We start from the raw sequence: 20,530 nt of genomic DNA, 5'->3' as shown, positions 1-20,530 counted from the left end.
GAATACCTCTAAATTAACGGTTTTTCAATGCTTCTTTTATTGAAATTCGTTTTCCGTTTTTAAAAGCTACAATCCAAGCATCTTTATAACCTTTACTTCTTACTTTGGGTAAAACTTTTTTTATTTCAGACAAACTTGGTAAGTTTCCATAATAATATTTATAATAATTATCTATAAATAAATACTCTACATTTTCTAATCCTTTAAAACTACTTGTTGAAAGTTTTTTTCTTGATGCTGCTACTTGTATTCTAAACATCACTTTAGCAGATACAGGTTTTGATAGAGATGCTTTTTTTTCTAAAATGTTATCTTTTTTTACAACTTGTATATCTTTTTCTGCAACCTTATTTACTACTTCATTTTCAACTAGCGGTGCGTTTACCGTTATAGTTTCACTAATTGTATTTAATTTTAAACGTTCAAAGTATTTTCTAATTGCCTGCGCTATTGATTTTGCCATCTTTAGCTGCCCTTTTCTAGAGTTTAAAAACTTTCCTTCATTTTTATTTGTTAAAAACCCTAGTTCTATTAAAACACTGGGCATTACTGTTTCTCTTAAAACTAAAAAATTTGCTTGCTTTACTTTTCGATTATTTCTTTTTATTGCTACAAAGTTATTTTGTACCAAACCTGCAATACCTAAACTATTTTCTAAATTTTCTTCTTGAAGTACAGATAATCCAATAACTGATTCTGGTGAATTCGGATCATAATCGTAATTTTGTTTATAATTGTCTTCTAATAATATTACCGAGTTCTCTTTTTTAGCAATCTCTAAGTTTTCTTTGTTTCCACTCAATCCTAAAACAAACGTACTTGCTCCATGCGGATCAGATCTTCTAAAAGCATCACAATGTATAGATACAAATAAATCTGCTTTTTTATCATTTGCAATTTTAGCTCGATTATGTAATTCTACAAAAACATCTTTTTTTCGAGTATAAACTACTTGTATATCTTTTGATGTTGATAGCTCTTTTCCTACATCTAATGCTACTCTTAAAGCTATGTTTTTTTCTCTGTAACCATTCCCTAAGTTTCCAGGATCTTTACCTCCATGACCAGCATCTAAAACAACAGTATACTTTTTTTGAGCTGAAACCGACGCTATACTCCCTAACAAAACTGTTAAAGAAGTAAGAATAATTAAGCATGATTTTGATATATTATATTTACGGAAATTTAAGAATTGCATCAATAAAATTTAACTATTTTTGGTTTTTAAAATATAGGCATTCAAATAACACGCCAAAGTTTTTAAATATAACACAAAAATAGTATTAATAATATTGCGAGCAAATCCAACTTACATACTTTTAGCCCTATCTCTTTTTTGTTTTCAATTAAGTATTGCCCAAGAACCTATTAAGGAGGCTATAAATATTCAAAAAACTAATAAAGATTCTACATATAATACTGCTAAAGATACTTTAATAGGGTTAAAAAATAACGACCTTGTTTATAAGAAAAGAGACACAATTGTTAATGACTCTATTAAGCCTAAAGAAGTTATTGATGGTATTATTACCCATGATGCTGAAGATTACACCATACAAAGTACTAAAAATAAAACAATTACTTTATACAACAAAGCTCATGTAACATACACCGATATTGATTTAAAAGCTGGAATTATTATTTTAGACTATAAGAATAATATGGTATATGCTAAAGGTATAAAAGATAGTACAGGATACCATCAAAGACCTCAGTTTAAACAAGGTGGACAAGAATCGGAACAAGATTCTATTTTATTTAACTTTAAAACTAAAAAAGCTTTAGTTTACGGTGTTAAAACAAATCAAGGTGGAATTATTACTTATGGTGAAAAAACAAAACGAGTAAATGACTCCACTATATACATGAGAAGGTTACGATTTACCACTTCAAAAAAGAAAATACCAGATTATTATATTCAAACAAATAAAGCAAAACTAGTACCTGGTAAGAAAATTATAGTTGGTGGTAGTAATTTAGTATTAGCAGATGTTCCTACTCCTGTATATTTACCCTTTGCTTATTTTCCTTTAACAGACAAAAGAACTTCTGGTTTTATTATTCCTTCTTGGGGGGAAAGTAATAACCAAGGTTTTTTTATGCAAAATGGAGGTTATTACTTTGCACTAAGTGATTACTTTGATTTAACTGTATTAGGAGATTTATACACCAATGGCAGTTGGGGGTTAAATGCTTCCTCTAACTATTATGTGCGCTATAAATTTAGTGGAAGTTTTAGTGCTCGTTTTGAAAACATTATTCAAGGAATACGTGGTCTCAGCGATTATCAAAAATCCACCAATTTTAACCTTAGATGGAGTCATAGTCAAGATTCTAAGGCGAGTCCAAACTCTCGTTTTTCTGCCTCTGTTAACTTAGGTAGCAGTAAGTACTACCGTCAATCTTTAAATGAATTTAATAGTTCTCAGTTCTTAAACAACACATTAAATTCGTCTATTTCTTATTATAAAAATTTTGTAGGCACTCCTTTTAACCTTAGCGTAACTGCTACTCATTCACAAAACACCAATACAGAATCAATTACTATGACGCTTCCTTCTTTACAACTTAATATGGATCGTATTTATCCATTTGCAGGTAAAGGAGGAATTAAAAAGAATCCTATTCAAAAAATGGGATTAAATTATAGTATGCAGGGGCAATATCAAATTAACACCACAGATGACGAGTTTTTCACTTCTAAAATGTTTCAAACGGCAAAAAAAGGGATTCAACATAATTTAAGCACCAATACCAGTTTAAAAGCTTTTAAATATTTTACATTATCACCTAGTGTAAATTATAAAGATGTTTGGTATTTTGACCAAATTAAAAAGAGATATGATCCTACCGCAGTAAACAAAGACGGTAATTTAGGAGCGGCAGTTAACGACACTATTAGTGGTTTTACACGTTATAATGAATATAATTTTGGTGTTTCTTTATCTACCAATATTTATGGTACATTTAACTTTAAAAAAGGACGTTTAAAGGCTATTCGACATACAATTAGACCCTCTATTTCATACGGATATCGTCCAAATTTTGCTGATGATTACGATTTAACAGTACGCCAAAGTTCTGATCCAAGTGACTTACTAACCTACTCTCCCTTTGAAGGCGGTATTTATGGAACACCTGGAAGTGGAGTTTCAAACTCTATTGGTATTTCTGTAAACAATGTTTTAGAAGCTAAAGTAGCCCCAAAAGACCCCGATAGTGATGAAGAAGATAAAAAAATCACCATTCTTAACAACTTAAATTTTAGCACAAGCTATAACATAGCTGCTGACAGTTTACGTTGGTCTCCTGTAAGAGCCAACGCTGGTACACGTCTTTTTAAAGACAAACTAGCTTTAAATATGAATGCTACCTTCGACCCGTATCAAGTAAACAGTAAAGGCCAAAGAATAAATAAAATTAATGGCAATATCTTTAGAATGACTAACTTGGGAGTAACAGCTAATTACTCTATTTCTAGTAAAGATTTTGAAAAAAACAAAGATGGTGGAGATAATGATGATGATAAAAACGGTAATGGAGCACAAGACACTCCTGATGTTTTTGGGGAAGGTATAGGACCTACTAATGGATTTCCTAACAACACTAATAACAAAAATGAAGAAAGCGAAACAAAAGAAACAGAACTATACAAAGCCAAAATACCTTGGACTCTTAATTTAGCTTACAGTATGAGTTATACAAATAACGGGTTAACAAGTCAAATAGGTAATAATACATTAATGTTTAGCGGCGATGTTGAACTTTCGCCTAAATGGAAAGTTGGTTTTTCTTCTGGTTACGATATTAAAGACAACGCTTTCACCTACACTAGATTAAACTTTTCTAGAGATTTAGATAGTTGGCGATTTAATTTTAATTGGACTCCTTTTGGTGTTAATTCTTCATACAATTTCTTTATTGGAGTGAAATCTTCAGTATTGAGCGATTTAAAGTGGGATAAAAATAAACCACCAGATAGAGTTTTATTTTAGAAGTTAGAAAAATCTAACTTTTCCCTTTTAACAAAGCAAACAACTTTATAAACTCAAACTAAAATGAAAAAAATAATCACAACAGACAAAGCTCCAGCTCCAATTGGTCCATATAACCAAGCTGTACTTAGTGGAAATACTTTATACACTTCTGGACAAATAGCTATTAACCCTGAAACTGGTGAATTAGTTTTAGATTCTATTGAAGCAGAAACCAAACAAGTAATGCAAAACATGAAAGAAGTATTAGCTGCTGCTGGTATGACTTTTGAAAACGTTATTAAAACTTCTATTTTTATTTCAGACATGCATAACTTTTCAAAAATTAATGCTGTTTATGGTGAGTATTTTAATGACGCTACAGCTCCTGCTCGTGAAACAGTAGAAGTTGCTAACCTCCCTAAGTTTGTAAATGTAGAAATTAGTATGATTGCTGTTAAGTAAGACAATCTCAAAACATGAATAAATAAAAAATCCACTTTTGAAAGTGGATTTTTTATTATATCGCTTTTATTAATAATTCCGCCGTTGATGGATTTGTTGCTAACGGCACATCATGCACGTCACACAAACGCATTAACATAGAAATATCTGGTTCATGTGGATGCTTTGCTAAAGGATCTCTAAAAAACAATACCATTTGGCATTTCCCTTCTGCTACTCTACCAGCAATTTGCGCATCACCTCCAATAGGTCCTGATAAAAATTTTATTACTTCAAAACCTGCTTTTTCTGCTTTTTCTCCTGTTGTACCTGTAGCTATTAACCGAACATTTTTTTGACGTAAAACTTCTTTGTGTTCATTTAAAAACTGAACCATTTCAGCTTTCATTCCATCATGTGCTATAATTGCTATTTCCATAAATAGTGTTTAAAAAAGTATTCCCGCCAAAAGCGGGAATACAATATTACAAAATATTTTATGCTTTTATTAAAGAAGCCGAATACTCTAATAAATCTACAATTTTAGTAGCATATCCATACTCATTATCATACCAAGAAATTACCTTGAAAAAGTTCTCGTTTAACTCTAAACAAGCATCAGCATCAATTACAGATGTTCTTGTTTCTGAAACAAAGTCTTGTGACACCACCTCATCTTCAGTATATCCAATAATCCCTTTAAACTCTCCTTCTGAAGCCTCTTTTAATGTTGCTAAAATTTCTTTTAACGAAGTCGCTTTATCTGTTCTAAACGTTAAATCTACTAAAGAAACATCTGCCACAGGAACTCTAACTGCCATACCCGTTAATTTACCTTCTAACTCTGGAATAACTTTCGTTACTGCTTTTGCCGCCCCTGTTGACGTAGGAATAATATTATTTACTACCGAACGTCCTCTTCTCCATTTCTTATTAGGTCCGTCAACGGTATTTTGTGTTGATGTCGCAGCATGAACTGTAGTCATCAATCCCTCTTTCAATCCAAAATTATCGTGGATAACTTTTGTTAATGGTCCTAAACAGTTTGTAGTACATGAAGCATTTGAAAAAATAGTTTCATCAGCTGTTAACTCTTTATGATTTACTCCCATTACATACATATTAGCATCTTTTGAAGGTGCTGAAATAATTACTTTCTTCGCTCCACCTGTAATATGCATTGCTGCTTTATCTTTATCAGTAAAAAAACCTGTAGATTCGATTACATATTCTGCTCCTGCTTCATTCCATTTAAGGTTCTCAGGGTTTCTTTCAGCAGTGATTCTTATTGTTTGTCCATTTACAACTAAATTTCCATCTTTCACTTCAACATCTCCTTCAAATCGTCCATGAACAGAATCATACTTCAACAAATAGGCTAAATAATCTACATCTAACAAATCGTTAATAGCCACAACTTGAATGTTGTCTCTTTTTATTGCAGAACGGAATGCTAATCGACCAATTCTTCCAAATCCGTTAATTCCTATTTTTATCATTATTTAAAATTTTATATTCTTGTTTAAGTGGTCATAATATCTGATACGCGTAATAATTCGGTATCAATATTATGTTGACCTTTGATTGCTTTTTCTAAATCGGTAGAAATTACTTTATTATCTTTTAACCCTACCATCAAGTTTGTCTTTCCATCAAGTAAAAGTTCTACAGCACTTACTCCTAATCTACTTGCTAAAACTCGATCAAAACATGATGGAGAACCTCCTCGCTGCATATGTCCTAACACAGAAACCCTTACTTCATATTCAGGTAAGTTTTCTTCCACATAATCAGCTAATTCAAATACATTTTTACCAGTTTTATCTCCTTCCGAAACTACTACGATACTTGACGATTTCCCTGACCTTCTACTCTTCTTCAAAGATTCCAACATTCTTTCTAACCCTAAGTCTTCTTCAGGAATTAAAATCTCTTCTGCTCCTGCTCCAACACCAGCGTTTAATGCTATAAATCCTGCATCACGCCCCATAACCTCAACAAAGAAAAGTCGATTATGAGAAGATGCAGTATCTCTAATTTTATCAATTGCTTCTACAGCTGTATTCAAAGCTGTATCGTAACCAAGTGTATGACTTGTTCCTGAAATATCATTATCTATGGTTCCAGGAATTCCTATTATAGGAAAATTGAACTCTTGATTAAAAATCACTCCTCCTGTGAAAGAACCATCTCCACCAATCACCACTAAGGCATCTACATTGTTCTTTTTTAGACTTTCATAGGCTTTTTGACGTCCTTCTTTAGTTCTAAAATCTTTTGAACGAGCCGATTTTAAAATGGTACCTCCCTTGTGAATAATATTATTAACACTTCTAGCGGTCAACGGAATTAAATCTCCTTCAATCAACCCTTGATATCCTCTGTAAATTCCCATACAATCCGTTCTGTAATAAGCACAAGTCCTTACAACAGATCGTATCGCGGCATTCATTCCTGGAGCATCCCCTCCAGAAGTCATCACTGCTATTTTTTTAATTTTTCTCATAAAACGAATATCAAATTTACTCAATTTTAGTCATTTTTTAATAAAAAACAATAAATTCATTTTGCTTTTTAATTGAAGTTTAACGTTTAATATTATTTGGTTACTTTTAGCCAACAAATAAAACAAACTATGTTATTAACCTCTCTTGATTATATTATTATTTTCGGTTTTTTTATTCTTTCATTGCTTATTGGTCTTTGGAGTTCAAAATCAGCAGGAAAGAACAGTTCCGAATTCTTTTTATCAGGAAGAAATATGCCATGGTGGTTGTTAGGGGTTTCTATGGTTGCAACTACATTTGCTGCTGATACTCCTGGATTGGTTACTGAATTAGTTAGAGAAAACGGTGTTTCTGGTAACTGGGTTTGGTGGGCAATGCTTCTTACAGGAATGCTTACCGTATTTTTTTATGCTAAACTATGGAGAAAATCAGGAATAACTACCGATTTAGAGTTCTATGAGCTACGTTACTCTGGTAAGATGGCTAGCTTTTTAAGAGGCTTTAGAGCTATTTATTTAGGTGTAATTTTTAACGTAATTACAATGGCAGGGGTTTGTTTAGCCGGAGCTAAAATTGCTAATATTTTATTAGGCATATCACAAGAAGAAACACTTTTTTATTCTTCAATAGTTATTGTTATTTACTCTTCTTTAGGTGGATTAAAAGGTGTTTTACTTACTGATTTTGTCCAGTTTTTAATTGCTATGGTTGGTTCTATTTGGGCTACTATATATATTGTTGGTTTACCAGAAATTGACGGACTTTCAAATTTATTGACACATCCTAACGTAAGTGACAAACTAGCAATGTTTCCTGATTTCTCAGATAAAGAAGCATTAATTACTTTATTTATAATTCCTTTTGCTGTACAATGGTGGAGTACTTGGTATCCTGGAGCTGAACCTGGTGGTGGTGGTTATATTGCGCAACGTATGTTAGCTGCTAAAGATGAAAAAAATGCTACTTGGGCTACTTTATTTTTCAATTTTGCCCATTATGCATTACGACCTTGGCCATGGATTATTGTTGGACTTGCTTCATTAATTATTTTTCCAAGTTTGGATAGTATGAATCAAGCATTTCCTAGTTTAACAACTGAAATGCAAGGACACGATGTGGCTTATGCTGCAATGATGACCTACTTACCTGCTGGATTATTAGGAATTGTATTAACCTCTTTAATAGCTGCTTTTATGAGTACAATTTCTACTCAATTAAATTGGGGAAGTTCATACATCGTAAATGATTTTTACAGTAGGTTTATCAATAAAAATGCTTCTGAAAAGCAAAAGGTAGTAGTTGGAAGAATATCAACTATAGTTTTAATGTTGTGTGCTGCTCTTTTTTCTTTCTATTTACAATCAGCTAAAGGAGTTTTCGATTTGCTGCTACAAATTGGTGCAGGAACTGGACTGTTATTTATTTTACGTTGGTTTTGGAGTAGAATTAATCCATATAGTGAAATTGCTGCAATGGCCATATCTTTTATAATTGCTGTTTTCTTTTTTATCAATGGAAAAATGGAGATTCCATTTACTCAAATTGCGGGATATTGGCAATTAATCATTGGCGTTTTGGTTACTACTGTAGGTTGGGTTATTGTAACTCTTTTAACAAACCCCACCAATACTAAAACCTTAGAAAAATTTGATAGTCTTATTTTTGAGAACGAAAATAAATTTAAAAATGTTGGATATAAAATTTTAGGGTTTATAACTGGAACTATAGGTATTTACAGCTTCTTATTCGCCTCTGGAAATTGGATTTATGGTGAAACAACTCTAGCTGCAACACTTTCAACAATCTCCTTAATTTGTATTTTAATTTTAAGAAAAATATGGAAGTTTGTTTCTTAACGCAATTAATACTTACTAGTGTTAAACATGAAAGCCTTTATTGAACAGCTTTATCGTAATTAGATATAATTTTTTTTATTCTTTTATTTTCAAAAACAGAAGGAAATAAGTCCTTAACAATTGTATGATATTCAAAATCGATGGCTAAAGCATTATTCAAATGAGCCACTCCATACTCTTCTTTTCCTAGAATCATAAACAATCCGCAAAGTCTATACTCAATTTCTGCAAATTCTTTATACGTTTTTTTTGCTTGAATTAATATCTTAAGTGCTTGATTAAATTCTCCTAAAAACAATAAAATATCTACTAAAGCAATGTAAATTTCAATCTCTTTATCTCCTAAAGATAAGCAGGTTTTAAAAGCCTTAACTGATTCTTCGTAAAAATTAAGTTTTAAATTAATATCTCCATAACGCCTCCAATATAAAACATTTGATTCATCTATATGAATTGCTTTATTTATATAGTACAATGCTTTTTCATAATTTCCTTGATTATAACAAGCATTTGTTAGTAAAACCCAGCCTCTATCTAAAAGAGGGTCTTCATGTACTGCCTTTTTATAAAAGTGTATTGCTGTTTGTGTGTTTTCAAGTTTATCATAACACTCCCCAATCCTTATATAAGCATAAGCCGTTGGGTCATCTAATTCTAGTGTAACCAAATAATTATCTATTGCTTCTTCATAGCGCTTTAATTCTTCTAAGGATTTTGCCTTTTCTAAATACCCCCCTATAAAACTATCATCAATCAATACTGCATAATCAAAAGCTGTTAATGCTTCTTTAAACATTCCTAGTTCAAAATATTGTCTTCCTAATTGATGCCATGCGACTTCACAATATGGATTTTTATCTAAATACGAATTTAAAAATTTTATTGCGTCTTCATGACTACCCTCCATATCAAAACAATAAACTATATTGTACAACGATGAATAATCTTCATAATCTACCTCAATACACTTTGCAAAATTCAAACGTGCATTTTCAAAATCATCAAGATACAAGTACTCCATACCTATCATAGACCAAACATCAGATGGATCTTCTATATACTGTAAAGACTCTTTTAAAATAGCAATTGCTTCTGTGTGCTGTTTCTTTTTAGATAAGATTATTGCTTTTTGGATAAATACTTCATCATTATGAGGTTCTACAGCTTCGATATTAGACAACATCTTAATTGCTTCATGCAATTCATCTTCAAAAATTAAAATTTCTACTTTCATTAATTTTAATTGAATTGAAGACGGATGCTGCTCTAAACCTAACTGTACGGCTTTTTTTGCCAACGACTGCTTACCTATATTTAAATAATGCTCTATAATTGTCTCAAACTCTACAGCATCGAAAAAATATACCTCGTTGGTTTTCAACATAGATTCAAATTTTGATATTGACATGGGCTACAGATTTGAATTTATATAAAGTTACTGCAAGAATAATACCTATTTACTGGTATGTTTATTTCTTTTCAACAATTTAATTAACAATATAAAACATTCGTTTTTATTAAAAATAAGTTATTTGAAAGAGTTAATTATTTTTCTATCTTTGAAAGAACATAAAAATTAATATCTAATTTTAAACAAAAAATCATGAGTAAATTTGACGAAAAAGTGGCGCTTTATAAAAAGTTTATGGACGATAGAGATATTCGTTCTAACACTGATTTATTAACTGCTGTAACAAAAGGACTAGGCCCTTCTATTTATAAAAAAGATGCTGAAACCGTATCAGGAAGTGACCCTAAAGAACTAGAAACTGTTAAGAAAAACTTCTTAATGAAAAAATTAGGTTTAGCTGATGGACCTGAATTAGATAAAGCTATTGGAGAAGTAATGGAAAGAATTGGAAAGTCGGAAAGAAATAAGTATCGTGCGGTTGTATACTACATGTTGGTTAAGAAATTTGATAAAGAGTCTGTTTACGGAATGTAATAACCTCTCTTTCTAAAAAATATAAATCCTGTATTTAAGTTTTAAATACAGGATTTTTTTATTTTAGCCGCCAACAAACAACTTATATTTATGTCGCAATTTATTAGTGTTTTTGACATGCTTAAAATTGGGGTGGGACCTTCTAGTTCTCATACTCTAGGCCCTTGGAGAGCGGCTCAACAATGGATTCAAAAATTAAAAGATACAAATGAATTTCTTTTAATTGAAGAAATAAAAGTGGACTTATATGGTTCTCTTTCATTAACAGGCAAAGGGCACGCAACAGATTTAGCTGTTTTATTAGGTTTAAGTGGAGCTGATCCTGAATATATTCCAATTGAAACAATTGATGTTATTATCAATGATATTAAAACTAAAGAACTTTTATTTTTTAATAATGAAAGAAATATTGCTTTTGCCAACGGCTCAGTAACATTCAATAAAGAGTTTTTACCTTTTCATGCTAATGGAATGACTTTTAGAGGATATGCTAACGGTGTAGAAATTTCTACAGAAACATACTATTCTATTGGTGGAGGGTTCATTGTACAAGAAGACGATAATCTTGCTGAAGATATTGAGATTAATAAGCAAAACTTTCCGTTCCCTATCAACAGAGCTACTGAGCTTGAAGCCTATTGCGAAAAGGAAGAATTAAATATTTCTGACATTGTTTACCAAAATGAACTTGTAATTAATTCTGCTGAAGACATCGACAAAGAATTGCATCGCATATGGAACACTATGTTAGAATGTATGTACATAGGTTGTCACACTCAAGGAATTTTACCTGGCGGATTAAATGTAAAACGACGTGCATTTGAAACACACCAAAGACTTATTAAAGAAGCTGAATATACGAACCAACAAGAATGGATTACTGCTATTAGAAGTACAGAAGTAAAATTCCGTGAAATTTTAAAATGGGTAAGCTGCTTAGCTTTATCTGTTAACGAAGTGAATGCTTCTTTGGGTAGAGTTGTTACTGCTCCAACCAACGGAAGTGCTGGAGTTATTCCTGCTGTAATAATGTATTATTTAGTAATAGAAAACCACGATGCTACTTTTGAACATGTTAAAAAATTCTTGCTAGTTGCTGGAGAAATAGGAAGTATTTTTAAGAAAAATGCAACAATTTCTGCTGCTATGGGTGGTTGTCAAGCTGAAATTGGTGTATCCTCTGCCATGGCCGCTGCTGCATTAACAGAATTGTTAGGCGGAACTCCGTCACAATGCTTAGTTGCTGCTGAAATTGCCATGGAACATCATTTAGGACTTACTTGTGATCCTATTGGCGGATTGGTACAAGTACCTTGTATTGAACGTAACGCTATGGGGGCAATTAAAGCTATTAATGCTGCTGAATTAGCCTTAGAAACCAATCCAAAAGAATCTAAAGTTCCTTTAGACAAAGTAGTAGATACTATGTGGGAAACGGCTAAAGACATGAATAGAAACTACAAAGAGACTTCAGAAGGTGGTTTAGCTGTTACTGTTCGTTTAGCTGATTGTTAAGAGTTATTTTATTTCAACAGGTTCTCCTAAAAACTTGGGATTAACATTTAAGAGAATATCTACAAATACTTTTACCCTTGCTAAATATTCTCTTAATTTAACTTTCATAGCTTTTTTTCCTGAAACGCCTCTGGCGTTATACCCTATTGCTTCAATATCAAAATGGTTTGCCAAATACAATGCTCTTTCATTATGAAATTGTTGAGATATTATTGTTACTGAGGTTTGACCAAAAATCTCTTTAACCCTTACCATCGAATCTAAGGTTCTAAAACCAGCATAATCTAAATAAATTTTACTCTCAGGAATTCCTGATTCAATCAAATCATTTTTAAAATCAGTTGGTTCATCATATCCTTCGGAGCCATTATCGCCACTTACTAAAATAAAATCAATTTTTTCAGCTTTGTATAACTCCACAGCAGCATTCAAACGAAATTGATAATACAGATTTATTCTCCCATCAGACAAATACTTTACCGTACCTAATAACAGCCCTACTTTATTTTTAGATATATTTTCTGTAGAATTAAATAATTTTCCTTCTGCATTATTAATTATTACTTTGTTTGAAACATAAATAGAAGTGACAACTAGTAAACAACCTAAAAGAAAAATAATAGCAACTTTTTTTCGTTTCATCTATCTTGTAAATACTAATTCAGTTTCGGTAGACATTTCTTCAGAAAAACCATATCCCTCAACATCAAAACCTTTTAAATCTTCTAAAGTTTCCACATTATTATCTATAATATAACGTACCATTAATCCACGTGCTTTTTTAGCAAACGTCATAATAGTTTTATACTGTCCATTTTTAAAATCTTTAAAAACAGGAGTTATCATAGGTACTTTTAATGCTTTTTTAGGAAGCGCCTTAAAATATTCTGTACTTGCTAAATTAATTAACAACTCTCCATCTCCTAATTCTTCATTTAGCGACTCAGCCAATGTAGTATCCCAAAACTTATATAAGTTTTCTCTTCTACCTACTTTTAATTTAGTTCCCATTTCTAAACGATAAGGTTGAATTAAATCCAACGGTTTTAACAAACCGTATAACCCTGATAAAATTCTTAATTTCTCTTGTAAAATAGGAATCTTATCTTCTGATATAGAACTGGCATCAACACCTCTATACACTTCACCTGTAAATGCAAATACTGCTTGTTTTGCATTATCTAAAGAAAAAGGAGGTTGCCAATCTTGATTTCTATCATAATTTAAACTTGCTAAATCATCAGAAATCTTCATTAACTCGCTTAATTTTTTTCTTGACAATGTTCTTAACTTCTTATTCAGTTTTTCAGATTGCTCTAAAAACCTAGGTTGTGTATATACATCAGTAGTAGCTTTGCTTTCAAAGTCTAACGATTTTGCTGGTGATATTATAATTTTCATGCTATAAAATTTAAAGTAAAAATAAGAAGCTATTTTAAAATCATCAATTACTTCAGGTAATTTAAATTGATTATAGTATTAATTTTTTTAATACTAAACTTGTAATCCGTCATAAGCTAAAAACACATTCTCTGGTAATTCTTTTTCAACCTCATCATGTAATCCTAAAAGCTCACTAATATGTGTTAAATATGCTTTTTTAGGTTTAATTTCCTCTATAAAACTTAACGATTCTTCTAAGTTAAAATGTGTTTTATGAGGTTCTCTTCGTAAACCTGTCACAATCAAAACATCAAGGTTTTTTAGTTTTTCTTTCTCTCCTTCTGAAATAGTTTTAATATCGGTTATATATGCTACGTTATTAAAACGATATCCGAGAATCGGTAAATTACCGTGCATTACTTCAATTGGAGTAACCTCTACTCCCTCTAACTCAAAACTTTCTTTATGTGAAATAATCGTTGGAGCTACACTTGGTGCACTTGGGTATCGATTTTCTGTTGCAAATATATAATCATATCGCTTTTGTAAAACTCCTAGCACTCTTTTTGTTAAATATATAGGTACTGGTCCTATTTGAAAGCAGTACGGACGAATTTCATCTAAACCAGCTATATGATCTGCATGTTCATGGGTAAATAAAATCCCTTTAATCGAAGCCACCTCTTCACGCATCATTTGCTGACGAAAATCTGGACCACAATCAATCACATAGTTAATATCACTCCATGAAACTAACACCGAAGATCGTAATCTTTTGTCTTTCGGATTTTTAGATAATGCCACAGGATGTTTACTGGTAATCATTGGAACTCCAGTAGAAGTTCCCGTTCCTAAAAAAGTTATTTTTACTTGATTTTTTTTCTTCATTTTCATCACAAAAATACAACAAAAATTGTCTGTTCGTTTGTAATTTCAGTACATTTGTACTACGTAACAAAAAATAACAAAATGGCAATTACGTTAAAAGGAGATCAAAAAATAAACACTGTACCAACTACCAAAATGAAAGCGTTAAAGATTAACTTAAACGCACACATATATGGAACTTTTGCAGAGATTGGAGCTGGTCAAGAAACTGTTCGTAATTTTTTTAGGGCTGGTGGAGCCTCTGGTACAATAGCGAAAGCTATGAGTGCTTATGATAAAGACTTCTCTGATGCCATTTATGGAATTGAAAAAGACAATCGTTATGTTACAGAGCCTCGATTAAAAAAGATGCTAAAGCACGAAATGGATTTAATTGAAGAGCGACTTGATCGTCAAAAACATCCTGATAAATTGTTCTTTAGCTATGCTAATACAGTGGCAACGATTAACTTTACTAAAAAGTTTAAAGGTCATGGATGGGTTGGAATTCGTTTTCAATTAGATCCACTAGAAGATTATAACGAAATTGTTTTACACCTACGTTTTAAAGAAACAGATGCACGTCAACAACAAGAAACATTAGGCGTTTTAGGTGTAAACTTAATTTATGGTGCTTATTATTTAAATGATAATCCGAAAGATTTATTAAAATCTTTTTACGATAATATTGACAAAGATCGTTTAGAAATTGATATGATTAATTTCTCTGGACCTCGTTTTATGTATGTTGACAACCGTTTAATGAGCTTACAACTTGTTAAAAACGGAATGACAAATGCTGTAATGTTTGGTCCTGATGGAAACAACTTATTGCCTGCACAAGTACTTTATAAAAAAAATATATTAGCCCTTAGAGGAAGTTATAGACCTGTAACAAAGGTTAATATGGACATGTTTGAAAGTGCTAAGCAATTGTTTTTTGACGAGAATAAGGTAGACCCTAAAAAAACTAAAATTATTTTTGAAATTACGTTAAGTAATCTTCGTGCTGAAGGAGAAATTAATGAACGTGACTTTTTAGACAGAGCAGAACTATTATGCTCTCTTGGTTTGAATGTTATGATCACCAACTACCAAGAGTACTTTAAGCTTGTAGAGTATTTTAGTGAATATACTAAGGAACGTATGGGGCTTGCAATGGGGGTTTATAATCTTATTCAAATTTTTAACGAGAAATATTACCGTGATTTAAGTGGAGGTATTTTAGAAGCATTTGGAAAACTTTTTTACAGAGATTTAAAAGTTTATATGTATCCTTATAAAAATGAAGAAACTGGTGAATATATTACTAGTGAAAACCTTAAAGTGCACCCTAGAATGAAAGAACTTTATAAGTTCTTCAAAAATAACGGTAGATTAATTGATATTAAAGACTTTAATCCCGATATTTTACATATTTTCTCTAGAAAAGTTTTAAAAATGATTAAAAACGGAGAAGATGGATGGGAAGAAATGCTTCCTAAAGGAGTTTCTGAAACTATCAAAGAAAAACGTTTATTTGGTTGCACAAAAAGAATTAAATAGTATTTTTTTATTACTCTTTTTAAACCTTTAACTATCTTTATAGTCTAACAGCTAAATAGTTTTTAGTTGATTGACGAAATTACACTTATAGATCAATTGCAGCAGCCTACCACAAAACAGGTTGCTTTTAAAAACCTAGTATCGCAATATAAAGAGCGATTGTATTGGCATATACGAAAGATTGTAATTTCTCATGAAGATGCTGACGATGTTTTACAAAACACCTTTATAAAGGTTTACAAAAATATTAATCAATTTAAAAGAGATAGCAAACTATTTTCTTGGATGTACCGAATAGCAACCAATGAAGCTATTACCTTCATCAATAAAAAAGCTAAAGAGAAAAACATTCATATTTCTGATTATCAACTACAAATTACTTCCACTCTAGATAGCGATTATTGGTTTTCAGGTGATGAAATTCAACTTATTTTACAAAAAGCAATTGCTACATTACCTCAAAAACAACAATTAGTTTTTAATATGAAGTATTTCGATGAAATGAAATATGAGGAAATCTCTGAAATTCTTAACACATCTATTGGAGCTTTAAAAGCTTCTTATCACATAGCAACAAAAAAAATAGAACATTTTATAAAGAACTATAATTAAACCTTTTACTATAAGAATAGTCTTACTAAAGTATAATGAATAAAAAAAATAAACATACTATAAATTTCTCAAGCCTAAAAGCTGGTAAGAATTGTGGTTTTTCAATTCCTCAAAACTACTTTGAAGAAATTGAAGAAAAAATTAATACTTCCATTTTTATAGATAGTTTACCAAAAAAGAAAACGTTCAATACTCCTGATGATTATTTTGACACAATCGAAACTCAAATTCTATCAAAATTAGTTACAGAACAAACTACAGAAACGAAAGTAATTTCATTACGTAAAAGAATTTTACAGTACATCCCTTTAGCCGCTGCAGCTTCAGTTTTACTTTTCATCGGTTTTAATTATTTTAATACTCAAAAAATTACTTTCGAAGATATAACCATTACCGATATTGAATCTTGGTATGAAAATGGATACGGTGATATTGACAATAATGAGCTTGCAGCAACATTAAACACGTCTGAACTAGATGAAGATATATTAGCCTCTATTAGTGATGAAACACTAGAAGACTACTTAAATTCTGTTGATACAACAACACTCATAAATGAAATAGAACAATAATGAAAAAAAAATTATTTATATTATTCGTAATTTTCACTTCCTTTTTTTCTGTTCAAGCGCAAACAAGAAAAGGAAATTATGAAAAGGTTAAAGCTTTTAAGGTTGCTTTTCTTTCTGAAAAGTTAAACTTAACAGAAGAAGAAGCCAATAAGTTTTGGCCACTATATAATGTATATGACAAAAAAATGATTGAACTTCATAAAGCAGAACGCTACAGTATTAAAAAGAAAATACTTAGTTGTGGAGGAATTGATAGCTTAACTGATAAAGAATCAAAAGAAATTGTTAATAAAATTAAGTCCGTTTCAAAAGAACAATATGAAACTAAAACTAATTTTTATGATAAACTTTCTACCTTTTTATCAGATAAAAAAATCCTCACCTTGGAGGTGGCTGAACATGAATTTCACCGAAAGCTCATAAAAAAGCTAAAGGGTGAAAAAAAGAAACATCGATAAGTAAAAAAAGGAAGCTTTAAAAGCTTCCTTTTTTTACTTATCGACTAAGGCTAAACAAACATATAAATCTGGTTTATTAGCCGTAAATTGTTTTAGCCAAATAGTTAGTTCATCTATTTCATAAGGTAGTAATCTACCTAAAGCTTTTTCAAGCTCTTTACAAAATAAATCAGCGTTAAAACTAACCTTTTGAAGCACAGTTTTCGTGTACTCATACATAGCTCTTGCCATTTTTATTGGGGTTATCTGTTATTAAATACTGAACGTAATTTACAAATTTTTATTCCAAGTAGAGTGTTAAAGTTTATCCAAAAAAAATGCGAGACTTATTCAAGTCTCGCATTTTTAGTCGTATAATTTATAATACTATAAACTATTCACTTTTTCTATTAAAGCATTTGCTCTAGTCTCTAACTCTGTATTAATTGATTTATAGTGAGCTTTCTTATTTTCAACGTTTTTTGCGTTAACTTTAGCTACTAAATCATCAAAAGTTACAATAACCTCATCTACAATAGCATCTGCCTTTGCTTTATCTGCTTCAGGGTTTAACTCTTTTGTTATTTGACAAATACTAATAATGTCTCCTAACGTATAGTTAATATCTTTCTTTAAATTTTTTATGCTTGCCATAATTATAAATTTTGATGCAAAATTAATCGATTTTATTCAATTCTTCTTGAAATTTCTCAAAAAACTGCCCTACATGATATCCATCTACCAAAGCATGATTTACATTAACAGCCACAGGCATTAACATTTTTTTATTTTGCTCCTTTATTTTACCAAAAGCTAATTGAGGTACGCTATCGTTTTTATTTCCTGAAAAAGGTTCTTTATGCCCTGTAAAGCTTACCCAAGGAATGGCCGAACAATGTATACATCCTAAAGAGTACTTGGACGGAAACAAATCATTAGAATTTAAAATTCGTTCTTTTTCCTTTTGAAAGTTACAATTGAATTCCTCAAAGTTTTCAGAATAAGCTATATATGAAAACCCAAAAGTGTTATCAGGTCTTGCAATAGTTGCTGAAGCGTTGATTACTTCGTAAACAGCTATTTTATCACCTTCTAATCTATATTTTAAATTCTCAACTGCATTTATAGCTTTCATGCAAGCATGTAAGTATCGGACAAAAAAGGACTGATTCTTTTCTTTTGCTAATTGATAGATTATAGACACATCTACATCTGCAACTAATCCAAAAGTTGGATCTTCTAAAGTTCTAAAATGTTTAAAAAGCTCTTTCCTATTCCAACTTTCAATATCTAGGTATTTCATTTATAAAAATTTTAATACATCTGTAATACTAGATACTGTTTTGTAAGCATCTGATTTTTGCTCTTCTTTAACCTCTTCGTGTGCCCATGTTGTATGAAACGGAACATGAATCGCTGTTGCTCCTATTTCAATTAACGGTAACACATCTGATTTTAATGAGTTTCCTATCATTAAAAACTCTGAAGGATTAATATCTAAGCGTTTTACTAATTTTTTATAATCAGTTTTTTTCTTCTCACTCATCACTTCAGTATGATGAAAATATTTTAAAATTCCTGATTTTGCCAACTTACGTTCTTGATCTAACAAATCTCCTTTGGTTACTACAATTAACTTATATTTTCCATGTAATTCTTGCAACACCTCTTCTACCCCATCTAGGAGTTCTATTGGTTTTTCTAACATATCTTTTCCTATTTCAAGAATTTCTTCCATTTTTTTAGGACTAATTTTATAGTTAGAAATTTCTAGCGCACATTCAACCATTGACAGCATAAAACCTTTTACTCCGTACCCGTATATTTTAAGATTTTCTATTTCTTTTTTAAATAACTCTTGATGGATTTTATTCTCTGTTTCATAATCGGACAATAATCGAGCAAAATCATCTTCAGCATCACGAAAGTAAGTCTCGTTTACCCAAAGTGTATCATCTGCATCAAAAGATATTATTTTAATATTATTCATTTTCTAGTTGTTTTATAGCTTTCTCTAAATCTTCAGGAGTATCAATACCAATACTCTCCACTGAAGTTTCTATCATCTTTATTTTTTTTCCTACTTCTAAATAACGAATACATTCAATTTTTTCAGCAGCCTCTATTGGTGTCATAGGGGTATGATAAAAATCAATTAACGCTTCTTTTCTGAACGCATAAACTCCTTTGTGCTTATAATAGTTTACAGGAACTTCTTTATCTCGATGATATGGAATTATACTTCTTGAAAAATAAATAGCAAAATCATTTGTATCAGTAATTACCTTAACGTTATTTGGATTTTGAATATCTTCTTTATTCGTCATTTTTACTTTTAGTGATGCTAAATCTATTTCTTTTTGAATATCAGATTTAAAAACACTAATTAGTTTTGATAAGGAAACTGTATCAATAAAAGGTTCGTCTCCTTGTACATTTACCACAATGTCTACATCTAAATTTTCAACTGCTTCTGCAATTCTATCAGAGCCACATTCATGTTCTTTTTGACTCATTAAAACCTTACCTCCTACTTTTTCTATAGAGTTGTAAATTACTTCGGAATCGGTTACCACATATACCTCATCAAAAAGGTTTGCTTTTACAGCTGCTTCATAGGTTCTTACAATTACAGGTTTTCCTCCTAAATCTTTCATCAATTTCCCTGGAAAACGTGATGCACTATAACGTGCAGGTATCATTGCTATTATCTTCATAAATAATCATAAGTGTTTACGTATCAAAGATACGTATTTAAACTGCCATCATAAAAACTGATAATACTCACATTGATAAAACTTTAACATTAAATACTTTTTAGTTTTGTTCAATTATTAAAAACTTTTACTACTTTTGAGTCATTATGAAGACGC

22 protein-coding genes are annotated in these 20,530 nt (G+C 30.9%); 9 read left to right on the top strand and 13 right to left on the bottom strand.

From position 1 onward, the window contains the following. Positions 1-13 precede the first annotated feature (13 nt). Positions 14-1,198, bottom strand: a complete 1,185-nt coding sequence (locus NH341_RS14250; protein WP_073183796.1) for an N-acetylmuramoyl-L-alanine amidase — start codon at positions 1,196-1,198, stop codon at positions 14-16. Positions 1,199-1,292: 94 nt separating this feature from the next. Here NH341_RS14250 and NH341_RS14245 point away from each other — a divergent pair, with 94 nt between their 5' ends. Further along, positions 1,293-3,995: a putative LPS assembly protein LptD gene (locus NH341_RS14245; RefSeq protein WP_239180808.1), complete on the top strand. Its 2,703-nt coding sequence runs from the start codon at positions 1,293-1,295 to the stop codon at positions 3,993-3,995. Positions 3,996-4,058: 63 nt separating this feature from the next. After that, a complete protein-coding gene (locus NH341_RS14240; protein ID WP_159491503.1) occupies positions 4,059-4,439 on the top strand; it encodes a RidA family protein in 381 nt (126 codons plus the stop codon). 55 nt (positions 4,440-4,494) lie between these two features. Here NH341_RS14240 and NH341_RS14235 read toward each other — a convergent pair whose 3' ends face one another. The 3 genes from NH341_RS14235 to pfkA are packed head-to-tail and all read right to left on the bottom strand — an operon-like array spanning position 4,495 to position 6,924. Further along, the gene (locus NH341_RS14235; protein WP_253057310.1) at positions 4,495-4,857 is read right to left on the bottom strand and encodes a methylglyoxal synthase; all 363 of its coding nucleotides are present in this window, start codon (positions 4,855-4,857) and stop codon (positions 4,495-4,497) included. A gap of 58 nt (positions 4,858-4,915) precedes the next feature. After that, on the bottom strand, positions 4,916-5,917 hold the full coding sequence (gene gap / locus NH341_RS14230; protein ID WP_253057308.1) for a type I glyceraldehyde-3-phosphate dehydrogenase: 1,002 nt from the start codon (positions 5,915-5,917) through the stop codon (positions 4,916-4,918). A gap of 23 nt (positions 5,918-5,940) precedes the next feature. Beyond that, the gene (gene pfkA / locus NH341_RS14225; protein WP_047789124.1) at positions 5,941-6,924 is read right to left on the bottom strand and encodes a 6-phosphofructokinase; all 984 of its coding nucleotides are present in this window, start codon (positions 6,922-6,924) and stop codon (positions 5,941-5,943) included. A gap of 129 nt (positions 6,925-7,053) precedes the next feature. On the opposite strand from pfkA, the gene NH341_RS14220 reads away from it, so the two are divergent. Further along, entirely contained in the window at positions 7,054-8,781 is a 1,728-nt protein-coding gene (locus NH341_RS14220; protein WP_073183855.1) for a sodium:solute symporter family protein, read from the top strand. Between the two features lie 37 nt (positions 8,782-8,818). Here the strand turns inward: NH341_RS14220 and NH341_RS14215 are convergent, their stop codons facing one another. Then, the gene (locus NH341_RS14215) at positions 8,819-10,189 is read right to left on the bottom strand and encodes a lipopolysaccharide assembly protein LapB (protein WP_159614760.1); all 1,371 of its coding nucleotides are present in this window, start codon (positions 10,187-10,189) and stop codon (positions 8,819-8,821) included. Positions 10,190-10,384: 195 nt separating this feature from the next. Here NH341_RS14215 and NH341_RS14210 point away from each other — a divergent pair, with 195 nt between their 5' ends. Together NH341_RS14210 and NH341_RS14205 are read left to right on the top strand one after the other, a co-directional pair. Further along, positions 10,385-10,726: a DUF2853 family protein gene (locus NH341_RS14210; RefSeq protein ID WP_047789126.1), complete on the top strand. Its 342-nt coding sequence runs from the start codon at positions 10,385-10,387 to the stop codon at positions 10,724-10,726. A 90-nt stretch (positions 10,727-10,816) separates the two neighbouring features. Further along, entirely contained in the window at positions 10,817-12,241 is a 1,425-nt protein-coding gene (locus NH341_RS14205; protein WP_047789127.1) for an L-serine ammonia-lyase, read from the top strand. Positions 12,242-12,244: 3 nt separating this feature from the next. On the opposite strand, the gene NH341_RS14200 is transcribed toward NH341_RS14205, so the two are convergent. The 3 genes from NH341_RS14200 to NH341_RS14190 form a co-directional block, all read right to left on the bottom strand. Then, complete coding sequence (locus tag NH341_RS14200; RefSeq protein ID WP_253057306.1) at positions 12,245-12,883, bottom strand: vancomycin high temperature exclusion protein; 639 nt, start codon at positions 12,881-12,883, stop codon at positions 12,245-12,247. Continuing rightward, entirely contained in the window at positions 12,884-13,642 is a 759-nt protein-coding gene (yaaA, locus tag NH341_RS14195) for a peroxide stress protein YaaA (protein ID WP_253057304.1), read from the bottom strand. 93 nt (positions 13,643-13,735) lie between these two features. Further along, positions 13,736-14,518, bottom strand: a complete 783-nt coding sequence (locus NH341_RS14190) for an MBL fold metallo-hydrolase (protein ID WP_047789130.1) — start codon at positions 14,516-14,518, stop codon at positions 13,736-13,738. Positions 14,519-14,593: 75 nt separating this feature from the next. Between NH341_RS14190 and NH341_RS14185 the strand changes: the two genes are divergently transcribed. The 4 genes from NH341_RS14185 (at position 14,594) to NH341_RS14170 (ending at position 17,678) form a co-directional block, all read left to right on the top strand. After that, positions 14,594-16,036: a hypothetical protein gene (locus tag NH341_RS14185; RefSeq protein ID WP_047789131.1), complete on the top strand. Its 1,443-nt coding sequence runs from the start codon at positions 14,594-14,596 to the stop codon at positions 16,034-16,036. 66 nt (positions 16,037-16,102) lie between these two features. Continuing rightward, the gene (locus NH341_RS14180) at positions 16,103-16,648 is read left to right on the top strand and encodes an RNA polymerase sigma factor (protein ID WP_047789132.1); all 546 of its coding nucleotides are present in this window, start codon (positions 16,103-16,105) and stop codon (positions 16,646-16,648) included. A 35-nt stretch (positions 16,649-16,683) separates the two neighbouring features. Then, positions 16,684-17,220, top strand: a complete 537-nt coding sequence (locus NH341_RS14175; RefSeq protein WP_047789133.1) for a hypothetical protein — start codon at positions 16,684-16,686, stop codon at positions 17,218-17,220. After that, positions 17,220-17,678, top strand: a complete 459-nt coding sequence (locus NH341_RS14170) for a hypothetical protein (protein WP_047789134.1) — start codon at positions 17,220-17,222, stop codon at positions 17,676-17,678. Before NH341_RS14175 ends, NH341_RS14170 begins: the two co-directional genes overlap by 1 nt. A 33-nt stretch (positions 17,679-17,711) precedes the next feature. On the opposite strand, the gene NH341_RS14165 is transcribed toward NH341_RS14170, so the two are convergent. The 5 genes from NH341_RS14165 to kdsB all read right to left on the bottom strand — a co-directional run bounded on the left by NH341_RS14165 (position 17,712) and on the right by kdsB (position 20,374). Beyond that, the gene (locus tag NH341_RS14165; protein WP_047789135.1) at positions 17,712-17,909 is read right to left on the bottom strand and encodes a hypothetical protein; all 198 of its coding nucleotides are present in this window, start codon (positions 17,907-17,909) and stop codon (positions 17,712-17,714) included. A gap of 135 nt (positions 17,910-18,044) precedes the next feature. Then, entirely contained in the window at positions 18,045-18,311 is a 267-nt protein-coding gene (locus NH341_RS14160) for a hypothetical protein (protein ID WP_047789136.1), read from the bottom strand. Between the two features lie 22 nt (positions 18,312-18,333). Continuing rightward, positions 18,334-18,960 carry a chloramphenicol acetyltransferase gene (locus tag NH341_RS14155; RefSeq protein ID WP_253057302.1) on the bottom strand — a complete coding sequence of 209 codons (627 nt, stop codon included), beginning with the start codon at positions 18,958-18,960 and terminating at the stop codon, positions 18,334-18,336. Beyond that, a complete protein-coding gene (locus tag NH341_RS14150; RefSeq protein WP_253057300.1) occupies positions 18,961-19,647 on the bottom strand; it encodes an HAD family hydrolase in 687 nt (228 codons plus the stop codon). It abuts the gene before it with no gap. Then, entirely contained in the window at positions 19,640-20,374 is a 735-nt protein-coding gene (gene kdsB, locus NH341_RS14145; RefSeq protein ID WP_073183808.1) for a 3-deoxy-manno-octulosonate cytidylyltransferase, read from the bottom strand. Before kdsB ends, NH341_RS14150 begins: the two co-directional genes overlap by 8 nt. Between the last annotated feature and the right edge of the window lie 156 nt (positions 20,375-20,530).

The sequence above is a fragment of the Tenacibaculum sp. XPcli2-G genome, assembly GCF_024124505.1.
Taxonomy (GTDB): domain Bacteria; phylum Bacteroidota; class Bacteroidia; order Flavobacteriales; family Flavobacteriaceae; genus Polaribacter; species Polaribacter mesophilus.
Note: the sequence above shows the minus strand (reverse complement) of the source record. Positions and strands in the feature narration are given on the sequence as shown.

Bases quoted from the DNA above. Each gene is read 5' to 3' on its own strand.
- NH341_RS14250 (WP_073183796.1), bottom strand. From the start codon at position 1,198: ATGCAATTCTTAAATTTCCGTAAATATAATATATCAAAATCATGCTTA.
- NH341_RS14240 (WP_159491503.1), top strand. From the start codon at position 4,059: ATGAAAAAAATAATCACAACAGACAAAGCTCCAGCTCCAATTGGTCCA.
- NH341_RS14235 (WP_253057310.1), bottom strand. From the start codon at position 4,857: ATGGAAATAGCAATTATAGCACATGATGGAATGAAAGCTGAAATGGTT.
- gap (WP_253057308.1), bottom strand. From the start codon at position 5,917: ATGATAAAAATAGGAATTAACGGATTTGGAAGAATTGGTCGATTAGCA.
- pfkA (WP_047789124.1), bottom strand. From the start codon at position 6,924: ATGAGAAAAATTAAAAAAATAGCAGTGATGACTTCTGGAGGGGATGCT.
- NH341_RS14220 (WP_073183855.1), top strand. From the start codon at position 7,054: ATGTTATTAACCTCTCTTGATTATATTATTATTTTCGGTTTTTTTATT.
- NH341_RS14215 (WP_159614760.1), bottom strand. From the start codon at position 10,189: ATGTCAATATCAAAATTTGAATCTATGTTGAAAACCAACGAGGTATAT.
- NH341_RS14210 (WP_047789126.1), top strand. From the start codon at position 10,385: ATGAGTAAATTTGACGAAAAAGTGGCGCTTTATAAAAAGTTTATGGAC.
- NH341_RS14205 (WP_047789127.1), top strand. From the start codon at position 10,817: ATGTCGCAATTTATTAGTGTTTTTGACATGCTTAAAATTGGGGTGGGA.
- NH341_RS14200 (WP_253057306.1), bottom strand. From the start codon at position 12,883: ATGAAACGAAAAAAAGTTGCTATTATTTTTCTTTTAGGTTGTTTACTA.
- yaaA (WP_253057304.1), bottom strand. From the start codon at position 13,642: ATGAAAATTATAATATCACCAGCAAAATCGTTAGACTTTGAAAGCAAA.
- NH341_RS14190 (WP_047789130.1), bottom strand. From the start codon at position 14,518: ATGAAAATGAAGAAAAAAAATCAAGTAAAAATAACTTTTTTAGGAACG.
- NH341_RS14185 (WP_047789131.1), top strand. From the start codon at position 14,594: ATGGCAATTACGTTAAAAGGAGATCAAAAAATAAACACTGTACCAACT.
- NH341_RS14175 (WP_047789133.1), top strand. From the start codon at position 16,684: ATGAATAAAAAAAATAAACATACTATAAATTTCTCAAGCCTAAAAGCT.
- NH341_RS14170 (WP_047789134.1), top strand. From the start codon at position 17,220: ATGAAAAAAAAATTATTTATATTATTCGTAATTTTCACTTCCTTTTTT.
- NH341_RS14165 (WP_047789135.1), bottom strand. From the start codon at position 17,909: ATGGCAAGAGCTATGTATGAGTACACGAAAACTGTGCTTCAAAAGGTT.
- NH341_RS14160 (WP_047789136.1), bottom strand. From the start codon at position 18,311: ATGGCAAGCATAAAAAATTTAAAGAAAGATATTAACTATACGTTAGGA.
- NH341_RS14155 (WP_253057302.1), bottom strand. From the start codon at position 18,960: ATGAAATACCTAGATATTGAAAGTTGGAATAGGAAAGAGCTTTTTAAA.
- NH341_RS14150 (WP_253057300.1), bottom strand. From the start codon at position 19,647: ATGAATAATATTAAAATAATATCTTTTGATGCAGATGATACACTTTGG.
- kdsB (WP_073183808.1), bottom strand. From the start codon at position 20,374: ATGAAGATAATAGCAATGATACCTGCACGTTATAGTGCATCACGTTTT.